Origin of the sequence: Desulfococcus sp. (assembly GCF_041737845.1) — a bacterium.
GTDB lineage: Bacteria > Desulfobacterota > Desulfobacteria > Desulfobacterales > Desulfococcaceae > Desulfococcus.
Genome location: NZ_JBGSQX010000097.1, coordinates 1 through 19,889, shown reverse-complemented (window position 1 = coordinate 19,889; position 19,889 = coordinate 1). Strand labels below are relative to the sequence as shown.

Here is a 19,889-nt window from a genome sequence, read left to right as displayed (position 1 = left end):
CGTGCGGAATGGGTTTGGGGTCAATGGCGTCGCCGGAAAGCGCGCTATTTTTTCCGGCGGTCCCGGAGATAGACGGCGGTGGCATGGCCGTTGCCGACATCCCGGTCCTCGATCTGGAAAAGTTTGGTGGCGGCGACGAGTTCCCCCAGTTTCTTGTAGCCGTAGTTCCGGGGGTCGAATTCAGAGGCCTGTTTCGCGATATTGCTGCCGACGGCGGCCAGATGGGCCCATCCGTTTTCGTCCGAGGAGGCTTCCACCGCGTTTCTGAGAAGATTCACGAGCTTGGTGTCCTGCTTGAGTTCGCTCGCGGTCTTGCGGCGAATCGTGTCGGCGTCGTCATCCCTGGCCCGCAGGACCTCCGTGAAAATGAACTTGTCGCATGCGGCGACAAAGGCCGCGGGGGTCTTCTTCTCCCCGAAGCCGAACACGAACAGTCCGGCCTCTCGGATCCGGGAGGCCAGCTTGGTGAAATCACTGTCGCTCGAAACGATGCAGAACCCGTTGAACTTGCCGCTGTACAGCAGGTCCATGGCATCGATGATCATGGCGCTGTCGGTGGCGTTTTTCCCCGAGGTATACCGGAACTGCTGTATGGGCTGAATGGAGTATCTCAGCAGGACCTCCTTCCAGCCCTTGAGGTCAGGATTCGTCCAGTCTCCGTAGATCCTTTTGGCGTTTGCCGTTCCGTATTTCGCAATCTCTATCAGAAGATCCTCGATAATGGACGGCTGGGCATTCTCGGCGTCGATCAACACGGCCAGCTTTTCGGCTTTTCCGTCTGTCATGTCTTTTCCTTGATTTGCGGTGTAACGGGCAATAAAAGCATATGCCTTTGACATTCATCCATTTGCACTAATTTTTTGTGTATGGCGCAAGGTGCGCCGGGAGATTTTTTTTCTGCGCAAAGGCGGCCGGATGTGATATATCCTTTTTGAAATCCGATGCTCAGAGGTTGCGTTGCAGTCTACATGGAAAAAGGAAAAAAATCAATTTGCCGAATGCAATGCCTGAACGAAGATCTCCCTATGCATTTTCCGGTGGAGGCACCCGCGGCGGGATCGATCTCCGCTCATTTCCGGAAAATGCTCCAATTGCAATGCCGTTTTGCACTGGATGTGAATCCAGGAATACCGGAGGTCGTCATGGAAGGAAGATCATTTTTCGAGATCATCGCGATCAACGCCAGGATCGGGGACTGTTATGAAATCACCTTCAAGGACAATCCCCTGAAGCTCAGGGGCATCCCCGTGCCTTCGCGGGAGGACGAAGACAGATTTGTCCTCCAGGTGCAGGAGCCGGCGTCCAGAAAAGGGAGGATGGAGGCCGATATCCAGGATATCGAATCCATGAAAAAATGTTAGGCGATCGATTGCGGCCCTATCCAGGCGCTGGGGCACGGTACGCGATTGGTTTTAGGGGACGCCGGCACTCGGCCGTCCTGAACACCATTCACCGACGGAGGCCATTATTATGATCGAAGAGATCAAAAAGGGATTGATGACGGGAATCGGCGCGGTCCTGCTGACCAAGGAAAAGATAGAGGAGAGCGTCGATAAGCTGGTCAAGGAGTCTAAAATCAAGGAGGAGGATGCCCGGAAGCTGGTCGAGGATCTGGCCGGGACCGGTCAGAAACAGGCGACCAAGATCGAAAAGGATGTGGGCGATGTCTTCAAAAAGGCCCTGAGCGGCATGAACGTCGCCAGAAAAGACGAAATCGACGACCTCAGGCGTCAGATCGAGGCCATGGAGGTTCGCCTGTCGATTCTGGAAGGCCGGGAGGGGGGAAGCGTCTGACCGCATTCCCTGGCGCCGCGGCATTCCAGGGCGGCGGGCGTGTCGGGCACGGCACATCGGTGTCCGCCCGCCGCCGTGGACGATCGTGATTGCGGCCCCGGAATGGCAACCGGCAGACCCGCGCGGCTATCCGTCCGCCCCCGGCAGCAAAGGGGCAGGCCGGGGCGGGCTGTTGATCCCTGGAATCTTGGTGCCGGGAGTGACGAATACCGATTTGTCATAGGTGCTCCTGTTTTGCTCCCGGGCTGCTTCCCGGACTGCCTCCGCCTCCTGCCGGGCCTCTTCCGCGGCCTTCTCCCGTTCTTCCTCCAGCCGCTTCTCCTTCTCCGCCCTGGCCGCTTTTTCCGCCTCCGCCCTGCGCCGGGCATCTTCAGCGCGCTGCCGTTCCTGTTCGAGCCACGCCTCGTCTTCCTTCATCCGCGCCTGGTCCGCATCGGGATCGTAGGGGATCTCCTGTGTGCTCCCGACTTTTTCCACGGAGGTTTCCGGCGGCTGATTCGAGAAATGCCTGACCCCTTTCTCATCCATCCACTGGTAGATGAGGGGGTCATCCGCGGCCGGCATTCCGGGATGGCCGAAGAAAAGCAGCGCTGACGCGACGACCGCGGTCCACACCGGATGATCCTGCTGAAATTTCCCCGTGGTTTTTTTCGCTCCGAAAAGATATGCCATGGCGGTTGCCTCCTGAGGGTGTGAGCAGTTCATGGGAATGATCGATAAACGGGGCCGGCGGCCCGTCCCGGGATGCCCCGCCGCCTTCCGTCATCCTTACACGACGTCCGTATCATGAAAAGTAACTATGCCCGGGGCGATGTAAACACGCCTGCGGCCGCCGGGGTATCTCCGGATGCTGCGGATTCCGCTCCGGACTCATCCCGCGCGGGGGCCCTGCTCCACCGGTTCGAGAACCATGGCCGTCCGGGAAGGCAGATAGAGGCTCAGGAAGTGACGGTGAACAGGGTCGGTCAGGGCGTGATGGATCACCGCCGGGTCCTGGCGATCGAGGCCGCCGCAGCGCTTCCGGTCGGTATCGAGGGCGACGCGGTAGGACCCGGGGGGGGCGGGAATCCAATAGTCGGTGTGGGACCGGTCGGGATGAAAGTTGAAGGCGAAAATTCTCCCGGCCCTCAAAAAAGCAAGCACCCGGCTTCCCTCATCCAGATGGAGCAGGAAGATCTCCTGACCGGACGGTACGAGGCTGGCTGCGGCAAAGGCCGTCATGTCCCGGTCGAAGGCGGCCAGGTGACGGTATCGGAGAAGCGGGTCGTCCATGAGGCGCCACTGGCGCCTTGCATGCCGGAAGGACCAGTCGTTGCCCTCGCGGGGAAAATCGATCCATTCGGGATGCCCGAACTCGTTTCCCATGAAGTTGAGGTATCCGTGGCCCGCGGTGGACAGGGTCGCGAGCCGGATCATCTTGTGCAGGGCCACCCCTCGGGAGACGGCGATGTCCTCCGTCAGCACCGACATGTGGCTGTAGATGCGGCTGCCCACCAGCCGGAAGATGAGGGTCTGGTCGCCCACGAGGGCCTGGTCGTGGGATTCCGCGTAGCTGATGGTCTGTTCGTCCGCCCTTCGGTTGGTCAGCTCGAACCAGAGATGTCCCATGGACCAGAGTTCGTCGGGCGTGTCCTTGGCGAGGCGGATCCAGTAGTCGGGCACGCCCATGGCGAAGCGGTAATCGAAACCCGCGCCGCCGTCCTGGAGGGAAACCGCCAGGCCCGGCATGCCGGAGACGTCCTCGGCGATGGTCACGGCGTTTTCCGACACGGCATGCACCACCCGGTTGGCCAGCGTCAGGTAGGCCAGGGCCGATTCGTCCACCGAATCGTTGAAATAGGCGCCGTAGTCCGTGAAGGCCATCCCCAGGCCGTGGTGGGTGAAAAGCATGCTGGTGACGCCGTCGAACCGAAAACCGTCAAACCGGTACTCGTCCATCCAGAACCGGCAATTGGAGAGCAGGAAGTGGAGGACGCGGGGGTTGTCGTAATCGAAACAGCGGGAATCCCAGGCCGGATGGTTCCCCCGGTCGCCGTCGTGGAAGTATTGGAAAGGGGTCCCGTCAAACCGGGAGAGCCCTTCCACCTCGTTTTTCACCGCATGGGAATGGACGAGATCCATCAGGACGACGAACCCCATGCCGTGGGCGTCGTCCACCAGGGCTTTCAGGTCTTCCGGGGTGCCGTAGCGCGACGAGCATGCGAAAAAGCTGGAGACCTGGTAGCCGAATGACGCGTAGTAGGGGTGCTCCGCCACCGCCATGATCTGGAGGGCATTGTAGCCGGCGTCCCGGATGCGGGGCAGGACGGTCTGGCGGAATTCGGCATAGGTCCCGATTTTTTCGGCGTCCTGGGCCATGCCGACATGGGTTTCATACACCAGGAGGGGCGACGGCCGGACCGGCCTGGGATGGCGCCATGCGTAGGGGACATCCGGGCGCCAGACCTGGGCGTTGAAGCTCCCGGTATCAGGGTTCTGGACCACCCGGCGGACCCAGGCGGGGATCCGGTCCCCCCGGCCTCCCGGCCAGACCATGTCGAGGCGGTAGAGGTCGCCGTGGGCAAGCTCCGATTCGTCCATCGTGATTTCCCATACGCCGTCGGCTGAAATGCGGGTGAGGGCATGGCGGTCCCGGGCCTCCCAGTCGGAAAAGGAGCCTTTCAGCCGGACCGCCCGGGCATTCGGCGCCCATTCGCGGAAGACCCATCTGCCGCCTTTGAAATGCATGCCGAAATACTCGTGGCCCGAAGCGAAATCGGAGAGCGGGGTCCGGCCCGAGGTGAGCCGCCGCTCCGTTTCGATGGCCCTCCGGATCCGCATTCGAATGCGGTCGCGGTAGGGTTCGAGAAGGGGGTCCGCCGCTAGCCTGCGCCGGATGATCTCATCAATGGAATTGTCTTCCCGAGGTGGGAGATCGTTGATGGTCATCTTTATCTCCATGCCGGTTGAGGTGAGGCGGGCCCAAATCCGCCGGGGCCGCGTCCGAACGCGGTATCCCCGGGCGAGGCCGGCTTCCGGCCGGGCCGCTGCCCTCTGAACCCGCAATCTATCCTATACAGGCAGACGGCCATCTCATCAACAGGGAAAAAGGGTTCGCCGCCCCGCGGAAAAATACCGTGCCGCGTGCCTCCGGATACCCAATTGTCCCCATTGCGCCGACGGCGCAGAAACGTTCATGATCCCATTAGGATGGATGCCGCCGCCGACGGGTCCATAACGACCCGAAGCCGCATCCCGCAAAGGTTGAAACCGAAAACCACGGGCAAAGGGAGGAAGAGGCCATGACCGTAACACCACTGGCACCGGAAAAGCTTTATCACCGATGTGATCCCGATCAATTCGCTTTCGAGACGACGGATGAGATGGAAAATTTGACGGCCTTCATCGGCCAGCCCCGGGCGGTGGATGCCATCCAGTTCGCCGTGGACATCCGGCATGACGGCTACAACGTCTTCGCCCTGGGGGAACCCGGAACCGGAAAGTTCGCCCTGATCCGCGAGCTGCTGCGCCGGCGTGCGTCCGGGGAGGCCGCGCCTCCGGATACCTGCTACGTCTACAATTTTGAGGAGGCCCACAAACCCAGGCACCTCATCGTGCCCCCGGGAAAGGGCAAGGAGCTGTCCCGGGACATGGAGCAGGTGGTCGAGGAGGTCCGGAACGCCCTTCGCGCCGCTTTTGAAAGCGAGGAATATCAGAACCGTCACCAAAGCATCCATCAGGAGTTCCAGGAACAGCAGGAAAAAGCCTTTGAGGAGCTTCAGAAAAAGGGGCACAAGTATAACCTTTCGCCCCTGAGAACCCCGGCGGGCCTGGTGTTCGCCCCCGTTCGCGATGGGGAGGTGATGCCGCCGGACGAGTTCAAGAAGCTGCCCGATGAAGAAAGGAACCGGATCGAGGCGACGGCCGGGGAACTCCAGCAGGAGGCCATGAAGATCTTCCAGAAGATCCCCCAGTGGGAGCGGAAGATGCGCGAAAAGAAGCGGCGCCTCAACCGTGAAATCACCGGGTTCACGGTGGGCCCGGTCATCAGCGAGCTGCGCCGCAAATACGGGGACGTTCCGGATCTTCTTGCCTATCTGGACGCGGTTGAAAAGGACATCATCAAGAACGTCCGGAATTTTTTCCAGACCGAGGGTCCGCAAAAGGAGGAGGGGGCCGCCCAGCCGTCCTCCGCCGCCGCCGGGCCGGACGGCCAGGGTGAAAACCACGCCCTGCGGCGATACAAGGTCAACATCGTCGTAGACCACAGCGGCTCGGAAGGCGCGCCGGTCGTCCACGAACAGAACCCCTCCTACCAGAACCTGGTCGGCCGGGTGGAGCACCTGGCCCACATGGGCGCACTTCTGACCGATTTCACCATGATCCGCCCGGGCGCCCTTCATCGGGCCAACGGCGGGTATCTGATCCTGGATGTCCTCAAGCTGCTCCAGCAGCCGTTTGCGTGGGAGGGGCTCAAGCAGGCATTGAAAACCCGGAAAATCCGGATCGAATCCCTTGGAGAGATGTACGGCTTCATTTCCACGGTCTCCCTCGATCCTCAGGCCGTTCCCCTCAATTTGAAGGTGATTCTCCTGGGGAGCCCCATGATCTATTATCTGATGCGCCACCATGACCCCGAATTCGGGGAGCTTTTCAAGGTGGCGGCGGACTTCGACTACCGGATGGACCGAACGCCGGAGAACGAGGAGGCCTATACCCGGCTGATCGCCACCATGATCCGCAAGGAGAAGCTCCGCCCATTCGACAGGACCGGCGTGGCCCGGATCATTGAACAGGGGTCCCGCATGGTCGAGGACGGTCGGAAGCTTTCCGTCCTTATGCAGGAGATCGACGATCTACTTAAGGAGGCGGATTACTGGGCCGGAAAAATCGGCAGCCCGACGGTCGGTGCCGCGGAGGTCCAGACGGCCATCGACAAGGGCCTGCACCGGTCGGACCGCATCCGGGAGGCGGTGCACGAGCGGATCCAGCGGAACATCGTCCTTATCGACAGTGCGGGGGCCAAGGTCGGCCAGATCAACGGTCTGGCCGTGATCCAACTGGGCGACTTCGCTTTCGGTCAACCCAGCCGGATCACCGCCCGGATCCATCTGGGAAAGGGGGATGTGGTCGATATCGAAAGGGAAGTGGCCATGGGCGGCCCCATCCACTCCAAGGGCGTACTCATCCTGGCCGGCTTTCTCAACGGCCGCTTCGCCGCGGACCATCCGCTCTCCCTTTCCGCCAGCCTGGTCTTCGAACAGTCCTACAGCGGCGTGGAGGGGGACAGCGCCTCGTCGGCGGAGCTTTACGCACTTCTGTCGGCCATCGCGGACGTTCCGCTCAAGCAGACCCTTGCGGTGACGGGCTCGGTGAACCAGCACGGCGTTGTCCAGCCCATCGGGGGCGTGAACGAGAAGATCGAAGGGTTTTTCGACGTCTGCAGGGCCCGGGGGCTCACAGGGGAGCAGGGGGTCGTGATTCCGGCAGCCAATGTGCCGCACCTCATGCTGCGCAGGGATGTGATCGATGCCGCCGGCGCGGGAAGATTCCATATCTATCCCGTGGAGACCATCGACCAGGGCATCGAAATTCTGACGGGCCTTCCCGCCGGCGCGCCTGACGGAGCGGGCAAATATCCCCCCGAAAGCTTCAACGGCAGGGTTTTCGCCCGGCTGATGGACATGGCCGAGAAGCGGATCGCCTTTGGTCGAAAAATGCAGGGGGAGAAGAAGGAGGATGCATCATGAAGGAGGTTTCCATTCGGCGGATTCTGGTGGCGCTGGATGCTTCTTCGTCCTGCGTCGAGGGGCTGAAAACCGCGGGCGACCTGGCCGCCCGACTGGGGGCGGAGCTGGCCGGGCTTTTTGTCGAGGACATCGACCTGCTCCGGGCCGTGGAGTTTCCCTTTGCCCGGGAGTGCGGCTATCTGGGGGAGGGCGTGCGCAGGGTGGATGCGCGGGAGCTGGAGGGGCAGCTCCGGGCGCAGGCCGAGCGGATGCGGAGGGTCCTCGAAAAGGTCGCGGCCGAGCGCCGGCTTGCATGGAATTTCAGAATCATCCGCGGGTCGGTGAGCCGGGAACTGCTCTCGGCCGGAACCGGGGCCGATCTTATCATCATGGGGCGATCGGGACGGTCGCTGCTGGGGCCGAAGCGTCTGGGCTCGACGGTGAGGGACATGATCGCCCGGCGAAGCGGACTGACCCTCATCCTTCACCCCGGGGCGGCCAGGTCCGATCACCCGGTGGTGGTATACGACGGGACGGCATCGGCCCGGAAAGCCCTGGACGTCGTCTCCGCGTTCATGGCGGACGAATCGACGGCGCTGCGGGTCTTCCTCCTGGCCGACACCCGGGAAGAGGCCCAGAAATTCAGAAAAGAGGTGATCGACGCCTTGAAAGATTCGGGGCGTCCGGCGATATTCCGGCTTCTCATCAATTCAAGCTCTTCGGTGATCGCCCATTTTGTCAAGCTTGAAGGCGGAGGGCCGCTGCTGCTGCCCGGAGAGCGCTGGAACACGAGAGAGGAGGAACTGATCGATCTGGTGAAGACCATCGAAGGACCGGTGCTCGTGGTGAGATGAATCTACCCCGGAGGCATCACCGGGATGCGCCGGGATAGAACTACGTAGCCCGAGGGTGCCGTATACAGGGATCTCCGTATTCAGTTGAGGATGCCGCGGGGGTATGGTTACTTCGTATGAAGCACTCCCGTTTCCGGCAGGCAGGCGTGACCGGGGGCGGAAGAAAATCTCTCATGACAACGACGGAGGGAACCATGAGTCCAATCGAGGTCTACCTTGAAGACACTCCCGTTCGGTTTACCGACGACGGGCACATGTTCGTGGTGGATGCCATCGCCGTCGTCAGCGAGGCGTTCATCGACGGCGCAGACATGCGGCAGGCGGGATCCCTGTGGGAGGAGCTGGTCCGCCGGAACCCGGAGCTGCTTGCCTATTGCCGCGAGTTCGAGGGCGGCGGGGACGGCGTGGTTCCGGTGGTCGACAGCGACGGGTGGGACAAGATCCATGAAAAGCTTTTCGAACGGCTGCTGGAGGAATACGTCTGATCCGTCAGGACTTCTCCACCAGTCCTTTTTCGATGGCGTAGGCCGTCAAGGCAGAGGCGTTGTGAATGCCGAGCTTCTGCATGAGGTTGGATCGATGTTTCTCGACCGTTTTGGGGCTGATGAAGAGGAAATCGGCGATCTCCCTGCTGGTGTAGCCCTCGCCGACGAGCTTGAGCACCTCCTTTTCCCGCTGGGTGAGCGTATCCCAGGGGGTTTCCGTCTTGAGCGTCTTCCGGTTCTCGATATACCCTTCGAGGACCTTGTCGGCGATGCCCGGGCTGATGAAGTTTCTTCCCGAGAGGACCACATGGATGGCCTTTAGGAGCTCCTCCTGGGTGGAGTCCTTGAGGCAATACCCCTCTGCGCCCGAGCGGAAGACCTCGAGAACATATTCCTCGGCGTCGTGGATGGTCAACGCCAGTATCTTTGTTTTCGGAGAAATGCGCTTGATCTCTTTCAAGGCGGCAATGCCGTTCATCTTCGGCATGGACAAGTCGAGCAGAACGAGATCGTGGTCGTGTTTGGCGACAGAGCGAACCGCGGAAAGCCCGTCTTCGGCTTCGGCCGCGATTTCCAGGGTTTCGTCGGATTGGATCATCAGCCGGATGCCCTCCCGGAGAAGCGTGTTGTCTTCCGCGATAATGATTCGTTTTTTTTCCATATCCCGTCCGCCGCCATGGGGTTTAATGAGAAAAACAGTTTCTGTTATGTAGCAAACATGGCGATCGAAGTAAAACAATAAACCTGAGAGACGGTGCCGCAGATGATGATCGGTCCCAGCGCACCCACGAGAGGCGCGGCATGCATCCTGGTCGTTGAGGACAACGATCAGCTCCGGAAGGCCATCTGCGAGGTCCTTGCTGAAACGCTCCCGGGAATTTTCATCCTGGAGGCCGGCTGCTGCGAGGACGCCTCGAAATTCCTCCTTGAGTCGTTGCCGGATATCATCCTCACCGACATCTGCCTTCCCGGAAAAAACGGGCTTGCCCTGGCGGAGGAGGTCAAATCGAAACACCCCCACATCCCCGTCGTCATCCATACCCATTACAACATGCCGGAATACCGCGAGGCCGCCGAGGCCATCGGCGTCGATCTCTTTCTCGTAAAGGGGAAGGTCCATCTGGATCGCCTCTCCCAGCTCATCGGCGAATTTTTGACGGTTCCGTAAAAAGTCCGATATCTGCGTTATGCTTCATCCGTCGTCACCGCGGCGTACTGTCAGTACGCGGCATTCCAAGGGATTCGCAGGCCTTGATCTTGAACTTTTTACGAAACCGCTGAAAATCTGCTTTTTGCGGGGCCATCCATTTTTCGTTTGAACATTTCCAGGCCTTCGGCTAAATTATCCCAAAACACAACCGAGCGCCCGCAGACCCTCCGTCCGAGCCTGCGCGGGCGCGGGGCGTCTCCGGGGGAGCGGCGATCACCGGAGCTCTGGACGACCATGAGGACATGGATATGACCCAGAAAAAACGACACGGACACCTCCGAACGCGCGCCAAGGCCTTGCTGAAAGACCGCCTGTCGGAGGTCTCCGAAGGCATGCTGAAGGACCCCGCAGGCAGGCTCCGCGAATTCATGCTCCACCAGATCGAGCTGGAGCTGCGCAATGATGAGCTGTGCGATCGCCAGTCTGCGCTGGCGCAGTCCCGCGATGAGCACCGGGATTTTTTTGAATTCGCGCCGATCGCCCTGGTGTCCATGGACCGCGCGGGGGCGCTCATCGAGGCCAACCGTGCCGCGCTGGACCTTTTCCGGGCTGAAAAGCCCGCCCTTTGCATCGGACGGCTTCACCGGTTCATCCGCCCGGGGGACCGGAACCGTTTCAACACGCACCTGGAGAGGGTGTTCGAAGGCGGCGCCCGGCAAATCTGTGAAATCGAGATGAGAAAGACCGACGGTGCCGTGTGTCACGTCCAGCTCATCAGCCTCCGCCATGAATCCGGCGACGCCCCGCGATGCCAGACGGCCGTCATCGATATCTCCTTCCGGAAGCGGATCGAAGAGGAGATGGAGGATCGCATCGACGGCCGCACCCGGGAACTCAACGCCCTGAACATGCAGCTCGAACAGGAGATCGAATGGCGGAAGCAGACGGAGGAGCGGCTCGACTCGGAACTCAATTTCCGCACCGTCATTGAAGAGACCATCCCCGTGGGGATCTGCGTTTTCGACACCAACGGCCGCCTCCTTCATGCCAACAACCACCTGTGCGACATGCTGGGGTTTTCGCGGGCGGAGCTGCTCGACACCTATCCGCCGTACCCCTTCTGGCCGGCCGAAAGCCTGCTCTCCCGGATGGCGGAGCTGAAAAATTTTATTGAAAAGGATGATGTCATCGAGAACGTGGTCCGGGAGTACCGTACGAAAACCGGGGAGCCGCTCTGGGGGCTCACCTCTCGGATCAAGATGAAGGATCAGCGCGGGCAGAGCTACGGCATCCTGGGGTCTGTTTTCGACATCACCCCCCGGAAGAAAATGGAGGAGGAACTGCGCCTGTCGGAGCGAAAGCTGCGTACGCTTTCCGTCAAGCTGATGGAGGCCGGGGAATCGGAGCGGGAGCGGATTTCAAAGGAACTCCACGACAGCGTCGGCTCCGCCCTGACCGCCGTCCAGTTCGCCATGGAAAGAAAGCTCTCCGAGATGGGCGGGAATCCCTGCGGGAAGAAGACCTGCCTCGAGGACATCCTCCCGATGGTCAACACCATCGCCGACGAGGTCCGCAGAATATCCAAGAACCTCCATCCATCGGTTCTGGAGGACCTGGGCATCAAGGCCGCCCTTCGGGCCTACGGGCGGCAGTTCCAGAAGCTTTACAAGGAGACTGTCCTGGAGCAGCATATCGACATGGACGAGGCCGCGGCGCCGGGTTACCTGAAGCTCCTCATTTACCGGATCGTCCAGGAATCCATGGCCAATGCGGCAAAGCACGGCCGCGCCGGCCGCATTCTGCTGAGCCTCCGGCAGGTCGGACCGAGGATAGAGCTGGAGGTCCGGGATGATGGCCGGGGGTTTGATCCCAATGACGTCCAAAGCAGGGCGGCGGAGGCGCTGGGGCTGGCCAGCATGAAGGAACGGACGGAGCACGCCGGCGGGGCGTTCGAGGTGGTATCCGCCCCGGGGGCCGGGACCCGCATCCGTGCGGTATGGCCGCTGGATCCGCCCTCGTGAATGATGCCGGGGGCCGGCCGGGCCACGCGGGGGTGGACCGGCCGGGATGAAAAAATATCAGTCCAGTATTTCCGTGACCCTTCCGATCTCCCCGCTCTCAAGGCGAACCTTGATGCCGTGGGGATGGGTCGGGGATCGGGTCAGGATCTCCTTCACGACGCCCGGGGTCAATCTTCCGGTGCGCTGATCTTTCTTCAAGACGATCAGCACCCGTCGACCGGGCGCGATGTCCGATCGTCGGATGCCGTTCACGGGGCCGCGGCCTCCGTTTCGGTGATATGCCGGGGTGAAAGCGGCAAGGGCTACCTGGCTTGAGGAAACCCGGGGACAATGATCCGGCTGTCCTCCTGCTCTTGGTGCATCTCCTTGAGCCTCTCAACCATCTCCGACAGGGCCTGATTCATGGCGAGCGGAAACACATCCACGGCCTCCTTGAAGCTTCCGGCATCGAGCTTGGCCTGGAGGGGAATCGGCCCTTCCGGCGACATCAGCTCCGTATGCCCGATAAAGAGCGGGGTTCGGCTCGGGTCTTCGGAACCGTCGAGGTGGATGGGAACCAGTCTCCTGATGGAGGCCACCTTGAGGTCGGTGATTCCCTCTTCCCGATAAAGGTTCTGGGTATCGACGGTGAAATCGATGCCGTGGTTGCGGTCGTTTCCGATCATCATATATCTCTCCGATAGCCGGCACGTGCCGGGTACGATGCTTCAGGCGGCTGGTTCCGGGAGGGAGGCTCCCGCCGGGGGGTACCGGATTAGTATCTCGGCCTGCGCGCGGGCCGGTCGGTTTTCGGTTTCGCCTCGTTGACCTTGATGTCTCTGCCTTTCAAATCCGTACCGTTCAGGGCTTTGATCGCCTGCTCGGCTTCTTTGGCGCCGGGCATCTCCACAAAGCCGAAGCCTTTCGATTGGCCTGAAAACTTATCGGTGATGATGCTCACCTTGTCGACCTTTCCAAACGCCTCGAACGCTTTTTGCAGGTCTTCTTCCGTTACGCTGTAAGCCAGGTTGCCCACGTAAATATTCATCGAAAAATCCTTTCTCGAAATTCGTGCTATTATCTCCGATATACATCAATGCTCGCTAATAGCACGAAAATCGAGGACTGATGGGGGGGCACTCCGCAACATGCGGCCGATATGCCCTTTAAATAAAGCGGCATCATACACAGAAAACATTCTGCACGCCATATCTATTTTAAGAAATCTGAATGGAGGGAGGGACCTATCCATCGCGATGCACCGTATCGGGCGAAAAGGCCGGCAGGCAGACGGAGACGTACTCAGCCCCATCCGGGCCGGGGGTGCTGTATTTCACCCATTCGCCGGGATGGGCGATGACGGCCTCGCCGGCCGCCACGTCCAGAACGCCGTTTTCCGACGCCACCCGGACCATTCCCTTCAACACCAGGGTGTATTCGGTGAACTCAGGCCGCTGGCCGGGTTCCTCCCAGCCGGGTGAGGATGTCATGCGTGCGATGCTGACGGATTCGGTGCCTGAATTCACCCGCCCGATGAACTCCTCGATGGTTTTCGGCCGATTTCCGGCGGAACGGATGATGCTGGGGATCTTGAGATGGGTCGGCATGATTCTTTTTTCCCGATAAGTTCGTCAGACGATGGCGACGCCAATCAACCGTGCGTCACCATTGAAATGGGCGTTCATATCTCCCATAATAATGTCGACCCGAAAAAAAGTAAAGGCACTCATGGGCAAGAGAGGAAAGATGATTTGTTCCGGAAGAGCCTGTGGAATGCAGGCGATCTTTCGGTCGCGCTTGATTCCCGCGCCTCATCGCAGCGGACCCTCCCGTCAAGGCGCCTGGCGGCCGCCGCGGCCTTCAACCCCCCGAAAGCCGGGGATTCAGCCGGATAAAGAAGGTGTTGACATCATCCGACCCACGGTTTATAAGTTTACCCTCATTATGTAAGGTCCCCAAGCCAGCGCGGCCCGCCGTTCAGCCAAGCGCCGGTTCGAGAATGCCCATGAGCGTCGCCTGTCTTGCCAAGATTTGTCGTTGACGCATTGCCGGCCTGAAGGGTTCGGCCGGTTGAATTGTCACGGGAGAGCCCATGCAGCCGATACCTGTTTCCGATGTGTTGTCCCCTTGGGAACCGGGCGTCTTCAGCCTGGTTGTCTTTGCGGCCGTGGTCGTGGGGCTGGTTGCCGTCCTGCTCTTCATTTCCTCCTGGCTTGGCGAAAAAAAACCCAACCCCGAGAAGTTGCGTCCCTACGAGAGCGGGATCATCCCCACGGGCTCCGCGCGCCTTCGCTATCCCGTGCCGTTTTTCCTCGTGGCCATCTTCTTCCTCATTTTCGATGTGGAAGGGGCCTATGTCTTTTCCTGGGCCGTCGCCTGTGAACCGCTCGGCTGGGCCGGATGGATGCAGATGTCGTTCTTCATCGGACTGCTGCTGCTGGGGCTGGTCTATATCTGGCAAAAGGGAGGGCTCGAGTGGGGTCCGAAAAACAAATAGACGCCAAGAGGTCAGTTCCTATAGATCCGCTGTTCCGCCCGGCGGATGCCGTCATCAACTGGGCCCGGTCGCGAAGCCTCTGGCCCATGTTTTTCGGCCTCTCCTGCTGTTTCGTGGAAGAGGCGACCGCCATCACCTCCCGGTACGACATCGCCCGGTTCGGCGCCGAGGTGTTCCGCCCGTCGCCCCGCCAGGCCGACCTGCTGATCATATCCGGCACCGTCTTCAAGAAGATCGCGCCGGTGGTGCTGCGTCTGTATGAACAGATGCCCGAACCAAAATGGGTCATCTCCATGGGCTCCTGCTCCAACACCGGCGGCATGTACGATGTCTACTCCGTGGTCCAGGGCGTCAACCAGATCCTCCCGGTCGACGTCTACATTCCGGGGTGCCCGCCCCGTCCGGAGGCCGTCCTCCAGGGCCTCACCATCCTCCAGAAGAAGATTGATTCCACCGAGCGCCCGACCCGGAGGATTTTTCACTTGGGGGGCGGAAGCCAGGGCACCGAAACCCCGGTTCTTGTGGACGGCGTCACCAAGTCCCGCGACCCGAGGGGACCCGGCATGGCCGGGACGGCCCTCCGCGGTTCGTCGGTCACCCCGCCCGGCTTTCCGGGAAGCCGCTCCGATCTGATGTGGACCCCGGAGCCGGACTGCATCCAGCTCAAGGCCCATGAAGCAGGCCTTGCCGAAACCCTTTCGGAGCGGTTCGGCGGGGCGGTGAAAGTGCGGCCCGCAACCTCGGACATGCTCACCCTCGATGTGGAAAAAGCGCATGTCAAACCTCTTCTCCGCTATCTGAAAACCGAATCCCCCGTGCGGTTCGAACGCCTGGAAGACCTCACGGTGATCGACGAGTCGGCAAGGCGGGAACGCTCTTCCTACCCGGACTACACCCTGGTCTACCACCTGCTGGCGTTCGACCCGCCCACCCGGGTCCGCCTCAAGGCCCCCCTCTACGGCGAGATCCCCTTCACCGAGACCGTCACCGACATCTGGCCGTCGGCCAACTGGTACGAGCGGGAAGCCTTCGACATGTTCGGGGTGCGTTTCGAGGGTCACCCGAACCTCACCCGCATCCTCATGCCGCCCGACTGGGTGGGCCATCCCCTCAAGAAATCCCATCCCGGACGGGCCACGGAGATGCCGCCCTACACCCGGGCCGATGCCGTTGCCAAACAGCCCCTGGACGCCGGATTCTACATCCAGCATCCGGACGAAGAGGAGCTGGTCCTCAACGTCGGCCCCCACCATGTCAGCACCCACGGCCTCCTGCGGTACATCCTCTCCCTCGACGGGGAGGAGATCACCCGCCTCAAGATGGAGATCGGCTACCACCACCGGGGCGCCGAAAAGATCGGCGAGCGGCAGACCTGGCACCAGTTCATTCCCTACACCGACCGGGTCGACTACCTGGCCGGGGCCGCCAACAATCTCCCTTATGTCCTGGCCGTGGAAAAGCTCGCGGGTATCCAGGTGCCTGACCGGGCCCAGTGCATCCGGGTCCTGTTGAGCGAACTCTTCCGGCTCTCCAACCACCTCGTTTTCGTGGGCACCTTCGCCCATGATCTCGGCGCCATGACGCCCACCTTCTACTGTTTCCGCGAGCGGGAGATGATCTTGGACATCGTCGAGTTGATCACCGGCGGCAGGCTCCATCCGTCATGGTTCCGGATCGGCGGGGTGGCGGCCGATCTGCCGCCGGGATGGAAGGAGAAGATCGATGCATTCGTGCGGATCTTCCCCGGGAAAATCGACGAGTACGAAGCCCTGATCACCAAAAATCCCATCATCCGGGCCCGGGCCGTCGGCGTCGGGCGGATCTCCCTGGCCGACGCCAAGGACTGGGGGGTTAGCGGGCCGAACCTCCGGGCATGCGGCCTCGAATGGGACCTCCGCAGGAAGTTCCCCTATTCGGGGTACGAAAACTACGACTTCGAGGTGCCCACGGCCGCTGGCGGGGACTGTTTCGATCGGTACGTCGTCCGCGTGGAAGAGATGCGGCAGAGCCTTTCCATCATCCGCCAGGCCGCGGCCAATATGCCCGAAGGCCGCTGTGTCACCGACGACTACCGGTATTCGGTCCCCAAACGGGCGGACATGCTGAAGGACATCGAGAGCCTGATCCACCATTTCATCAATGTCACCCGGGGCCCCAGGATCCCCCGGGGCGAGGCCTACGTCTCCTGCGAGATCCCCCGGGGCGAGCAGGGCTATTACACGGTGAGCGACGGCCTGGGATATGCCTACCGGATGCGGATCCGGAGCCCCGGATTCCCCAACGTGCAGGTGCTGCCCATGATGGCCAGGGGCTGGTCCATCTCGGATCTCATCGCCATCATCGGTTCGGTGGATTACATCCTGCCCGACATCGACCGGTAGGCCGGTAAGCAGGAATGATGGACGACAACCCACGAAAACCTTTAGACCCGGAGCACGCAAGGATGAGCGGATGCCGACCGACAGTCTGATAGAATCCCTGGAGAAGGAGATCCGGACGGTAGATCACCCGAGGGAGCTGGCCGTGGATGTCATGGCCGCCATCCAGGCCCGGGAGGGATACCTGAGCGACGCGGGCGTGGAAGAGGCGGCCCGCCTCCTGGGCATGGACCCCATCGAGGTGGAGGAGCTTTCCACCTTCTACACCTTCATCTACCGGGAGCCCGTGGGCCGGCATGTCATCCACATCTGCGATTCCGTCGTCTGCTGGATGGAGGGATCGGAGACCATCGGCGGGCACCTGATGGAAAAACTCGGCATCCACATGGGCGAAACCACGCCCGACGGGCGCTTCACCCTGCTCCCTGTCTGCTGCATCGGCTACTGCGACCGGGCCCCGGCGGTCCTGATCAACAAAAAGGCTTACGGCCCCCTGACCATCGCCCTGCTCGACGAGATCATCGACAGGCTCAGCAAAGAGACGGAATAGCGCCATGTATCCCCAGGTCCTCCTCAAGAATCGAAAGCCGGACCGGATCGCCACCCTGGCGGAATACCGGGAGAGCGGCGGATATGAAGGGCTGGCCCGGGTCCTGGGCCAACGCTCCCCGGACGAGGTCCGAAAGGTTCTCCTGGACGCGATCCTCCTGGGCCGCGGCGGAGCGGCCTTTCCCGCCGGCGTGAAAATGATGACCGTGGCCGATGACGCCCCCTTTCCGAGATACCTGGTCTGCAACGCCGACGAGATGGAGCCCGGGACCTTCAAGGACCGGGTGCTCATCCACGCCGACCCCCACCAGCTCATCGAGGGGATGGTCCTGGCGGCCTATGCCGTCTCGGCGGAAAAAGGGATCATCTTCATCCGGCCCGAGTACGAAAGCGCGGCCCGGATCCTTGAACGCGAAATCGGGATCGCCCGGGAGGCCGGGTTCCTCGGGAAAAACGTTTTGGGCAGCGGTTTCAATGTCGAACTCGCGGTCCATCGGAGCGGCGGGCGCTACATCTGCGGCGAGGTGACCGCCCAGATCAATGCCCTGGAGGGCCGAAGGCCCAACCCCAGGCAGGCGCCGCCCTTTCCGACGGAAAAGGGGCTGTGGGGCAAACCCACGGTGCTCCAGAACGTGGAGACCCTCTGCTGCATCCCCCATATCCTGAGAAACGGCGCCCAGTGGTTCAAGGAGCTGGCCCTCACGGAGACCGGGGCCGGGACCAAGCTCTTCGGGATCAGCGGCAGAGTGAACCGTCCGGGGTGCTACGAGCTGCCCATGGGCGTCCGCCTCAGCGAGATCATCGAGGAATACGCCGGCGGCATGAAGAACGGGGGCGAGTTCAAGGCCTGCCTCCCGGGCGGGGCCTCCACGAGCTACCTGACCCGGGACCACTACCACATCGAGATGGACTTCGACGCCCTGCGCAGGGTCGGCAACCGCCTGGGGACCGGCGCCATCATGGTCTTCGACCGGGAGACCTGCATGGTGGCCGCCACCCTCAACCTCATCGAGTTTTTCGCCCGGGAGTCCTGCGGATGGTGCACGCCCTGCCGGGAAGGGATCCCCTATATCCGGGATATCCTTGCGCGCATTGAGGCCGGGGAAGGGGAGCCGGGCGACATCCCGGCCCTGAAAACCATCTGCAAACATCTCTGGTACGCCTACTGCGCGTTTGCGCCGGGCGCCGTATCCCCGGTGGAGGGGCTCCTGACCCACTTCGAGGACGAGGTGGCGGCCCATATCCACGAAAAGAAATGCCCTTTTAAAGGCTCTTGATCGCTCATGCCGAAACTGACCATCGACAACAGGGAAGTGGAAGTCCCGCCGGGGACCAAGATCATCGAGGCGGCGGCGCAGTTGGGGATCCTGATCCCCCGCTTCTGCTACCACCCGGCCCTGGGGCCCGTGGGGGCCTGCCGCGTCTGCGCGGTGAAGGTGCTGGAGGGTCCTCCGCGCACGACGGGGATCCAGATGAGCTGCATGGCGGACGCCCATGACGGCATGGTGGTCTCGACCACCGATGCCGATGCCGTCGATTTCCGCAGGCACATCATCGAGTTTCTCATGCTCAACCATCCCCACGACTGCCCGGTGTGCGACGAGGGGGGCCACTGCCTGCTCCAGGACATGACCGTCTCGGGCGGCCACGGCATCCGGCGCTTCAAGGGGAAGAAGCGTACCCACCACGACCAGGACCTGGGGCCGCTTCTCCAGCACGAGATGAACCGCTGCATCCAGTGCTACCGCTGCGTCCGCTTCTACCGCGAATTTGCCGGCGGCACCGACCTGGGCGTCATGGGCATCGCCTCCCGGGTCTATTACGGCCGCTGCCGGGACGGCATGCTGGAGAGCCCCTTTTCCGGCAACCTGGCCGACATCTGCCCCACGGGCGTCTTCACCGACAAACCGTCCCGCTACAAGGGCCGAAGGTGGGATTTCGAGCGGGCCCCCTCGGTCTGCATCCACTGCTCTTTAGGGTGCCACACGGTCGTCTGCTCCCGATACCGGGAGGTCGTCCGGCAGGAGGCCCGGTTCAGCCCGGAGATCAACGGCTATTTCATCTGCGACCGCGGACGGCAGGGATTCTGCTACGCATCGTCACCCGACCGGCCCCGGCAGGCCGGGATCGACGGGAAGGCGTCCACCGTGGACGCGGCCGCCGGTGAAGCCCGGAAGCGCCTGGAGCGCATCCGGGATTCCTTCGGCAGGAGCGCCGTCGGCGTTGTGGGCTCCCTTCGGAGCAGCCTGGAAAGCCAGGGGGCGCTGAAGGCCGCCTGCAAGACCCGGGGGTGGCAAGGCCCGGCCTTCTTCAGGGACGCGCGGGAAGCCGCGTGCGTGTCCGCCGCCGTATCCGGGATGGGCCGGGAGACCGCCCTCTCCCTGGCGGACCTGTCCCGGGCCGATCTCGTCGTTATTCTGGGCGCCGATCCGGTCAACGAGGCCCCCATGGCGGCCCTGGCCATGCGCCAGGCG

General features: G+C 61.9%; 20 protein-coding genes. 12 read left to right on the top strand and 8 right to left on the bottom strand.

The features are described 5' to 3' along the window. Positions 1-44 precede the first annotated feature (44 nt). Entirely contained in the window at positions 45-785 is a 741-nt protein-coding gene (locus ACEW8N_RS10965) for an NYN domain-containing protein (RefSeq protein ID WP_373499862.1), read from the bottom strand. A gap of 357 nt (positions 786-1,142) precedes the next feature. On the opposite strand from ACEW8N_RS10965, the gene ACEW8N_RS10960 reads away from it, so the two are divergent. Then, on the top strand, positions 1,143-1,361 hold the full coding sequence (locus ACEW8N_RS10960) for a hypothetical protein (RefSeq protein ID WP_373499861.1): 219 nt from the start codon (positions 1,143-1,145) through the stop codon (positions 1,359-1,361). A gap of 109 nt (positions 1,362-1,470) precedes the next feature. Beyond that, the gene (locus ACEW8N_RS10955; RefSeq protein ID WP_373499860.1) at positions 1,471-1,794 is read left to right on the top strand and encodes a phasin family protein; all 324 of its coding nucleotides are present in this window, start codon (positions 1,471-1,473) and stop codon (positions 1,792-1,794) included. A 126-nt stretch (positions 1,795-1,920) separates the two neighbouring features. On the opposite strand, the gene ACEW8N_RS10950 is transcribed toward ACEW8N_RS10955, so the two are convergent. Both ACEW8N_RS10950 and ACEW8N_RS10945 read right to left on the bottom strand, forming a co-directional pair. Continuing rightward, the gene (locus ACEW8N_RS10950; RefSeq protein WP_373499859.1) at positions 1,921-2,466 is read right to left on the bottom strand and encodes a DUF4124 domain-containing protein; all 546 of its coding nucleotides are present in this window, start codon (positions 2,464-2,466) and stop codon (positions 1,921-1,923) included. A gap of 198 nt (positions 2,467-2,664) precedes the next feature. Beyond that, on the bottom strand, positions 2,665-4,722 hold the full coding sequence (locus ACEW8N_RS10945) for an alpha amylase C-terminal domain-containing protein (RefSeq protein ID WP_373499858.1): 2,058 nt from the start codon (positions 4,720-4,722) through the stop codon (positions 2,665-2,667). Positions 4,723-5,075: 353 nt separating this feature from the next. On the opposite strand from ACEW8N_RS10945, the gene ACEW8N_RS10940 reads away from it, so the two are divergent. From ACEW8N_RS10940 to ACEW8N_RS10930, 3 genes are all read left to right on the top strand, one after another. Further along, a complete protein-coding gene (locus tag ACEW8N_RS10940; RefSeq protein ID WP_373499857.1) occupies positions 5,076-7,523 on the top strand; it encodes a Lon protease family protein in 2,448 nt (815 codons plus the stop codon). Then, positions 7,520-8,356: a universal stress protein gene (locus ACEW8N_RS10935; RefSeq protein WP_373499856.1), complete on the top strand. Its 837-nt coding sequence runs from the start codon at positions 7,520-7,522 to the stop codon at positions 8,354-8,356. The genes ACEW8N_RS10940 and ACEW8N_RS10935 overlap by 4 nt, the downstream gene beginning before the upstream one ends. Before the next feature lie 194 nt (positions 8,357-8,550). Continuing rightward, entirely contained in the window at positions 8,551-8,841 is a 291-nt protein-coding gene (locus ACEW8N_RS10930) for a hypothetical protein (RefSeq protein ID WP_373499855.1), read from the top strand. A 4-nt stretch (positions 8,842-8,845) separates the two neighbouring features. Here the strand turns inward: ACEW8N_RS10930 and ACEW8N_RS10925 are convergent, their stop codons facing one another. Next, on the bottom strand, positions 8,846-9,502 hold the full coding sequence (locus ACEW8N_RS10925) for a response regulator (protein ID WP_373499854.1): 657 nt from the start codon (positions 9,500-9,502) through the stop codon (positions 8,846-8,848). 102 nt (positions 9,503-9,604) lie between these two features. On the opposite strand from ACEW8N_RS10925, the gene ACEW8N_RS10920 reads away from it, so the two are divergent. Then, positions 9,605-10,009 (top strand): response regulator, encoded by a 405-nt coding sequence (locus ACEW8N_RS10920; protein ID WP_373499853.1) that lies wholly within the window; start codon positions 9,605-9,607, stop codon positions 10,007-10,009. A gap of 290 nt (positions 10,010-10,299) precedes the next feature. Beyond that, positions 10,300-12,012: a PAS domain S-box protein gene (locus ACEW8N_RS10915; protein ID WP_373499852.1), complete on the top strand. Its 1,713-nt coding sequence runs from the start codon at positions 10,300-10,302 to the stop codon at positions 12,010-12,012. Positions 12,013-12,069: 57 nt separating this feature from the next. Here the strand turns inward: ACEW8N_RS10915 and ACEW8N_RS10910 are convergent, their stop codons facing one another. The 4 genes from ACEW8N_RS10910 to ACEW8N_RS10895 all read right to left on the bottom strand — a co-directional run bounded on the left by ACEW8N_RS10910 (position 12,070) and on the right by ACEW8N_RS10895 (position 13,598). Beyond that, positions 12,070-12,264 carry a YwbE family protein gene (locus tag ACEW8N_RS10910; RefSeq protein WP_373499851.1) on the bottom strand — a complete coding sequence of 65 codons (195 nt, stop codon included), beginning with the start codon at positions 12,262-12,264 and terminating at the stop codon, positions 12,070-12,072. 50 nt (positions 12,265-12,314) lie between these two features. Beyond that, positions 12,315-12,680 (bottom strand): cytoplasmic protein, encoded by a 366-nt coding sequence (locus ACEW8N_RS10905; protein ID WP_373499850.1) that lies wholly within the window; start codon positions 12,678-12,680, stop codon positions 12,315-12,317. 86 nt (positions 12,681-12,766) lie between these two features. Beyond that, entirely contained in the window at positions 12,767-13,039 is a 273-nt protein-coding gene (locus ACEW8N_RS10900) for an RNA recognition motif domain-containing protein (RefSeq protein ID WP_373499849.1), read from the bottom strand. Positions 13,040-13,235: 196 nt separating this feature from the next. After that, positions 13,236-13,598 (bottom strand): cupin domain-containing protein, encoded by a 363-nt coding sequence (locus ACEW8N_RS10895; protein ID WP_373499848.1) that lies wholly within the window; start codon positions 13,596-13,598, stop codon positions 13,236-13,238. A 485-nt stretch (positions 13,599-14,083) separates the two neighbouring features. On the opposite strand from ACEW8N_RS10895, the gene ACEW8N_RS10890 reads away from it, so the two are divergent. The 5 genes from ACEW8N_RS10890 to ACEW8N_RS10870 all read left to right on the top strand — a co-directional run. Next, complete coding sequence (locus ACEW8N_RS10890) at positions 14,084-14,488, top strand: NADH-quinone oxidoreductase subunit A (protein WP_373499847.1); 405 nt, start codon at positions 14,084-14,086, stop codon at positions 14,486-14,488. After that, positions 14,467-16,869 carry an NADH-quinone oxidoreductase subunit B/C/D gene (locus tag ACEW8N_RS10885; protein ID WP_373499846.1) on the top strand — a complete coding sequence of 801 codons (2,403 nt, stop codon included), beginning with the start codon at positions 14,467-14,469 and terminating at the stop codon, positions 16,867-16,869. The genes ACEW8N_RS10890 and ACEW8N_RS10885 overlap by 22 nt, the downstream gene beginning before the upstream one ends. 70 nt (positions 16,870-16,939) lie before the next feature. Further along, a complete protein-coding gene (nuoE, locus tag ACEW8N_RS10880; RefSeq protein WP_373499845.1) occupies positions 16,940-17,416 on the top strand; it encodes an NADH-quinone oxidoreductase subunit NuoE in 477 nt (158 codons plus the stop codon). 4 nt (positions 17,417-17,420) lie between these two features. Continuing rightward, positions 17,421-18,692, top strand: a complete 1,272-nt coding sequence (locus tag ACEW8N_RS10875; RefSeq protein WP_373499844.1) for an NADH-quinone oxidoreductase subunit F — start codon at positions 17,421-17,423, stop codon at positions 18,690-18,692. Positions 18,693-18,698: 6 nt separating this feature from the next. Then, the coding region (locus ACEW8N_RS10870) for a 2Fe-2S iron-sulfur cluster-binding protein (RefSeq protein ID WP_373499843.1) at positions 18,699-19,889 on the top strand (1,191 nt) is incomplete at its 3' end.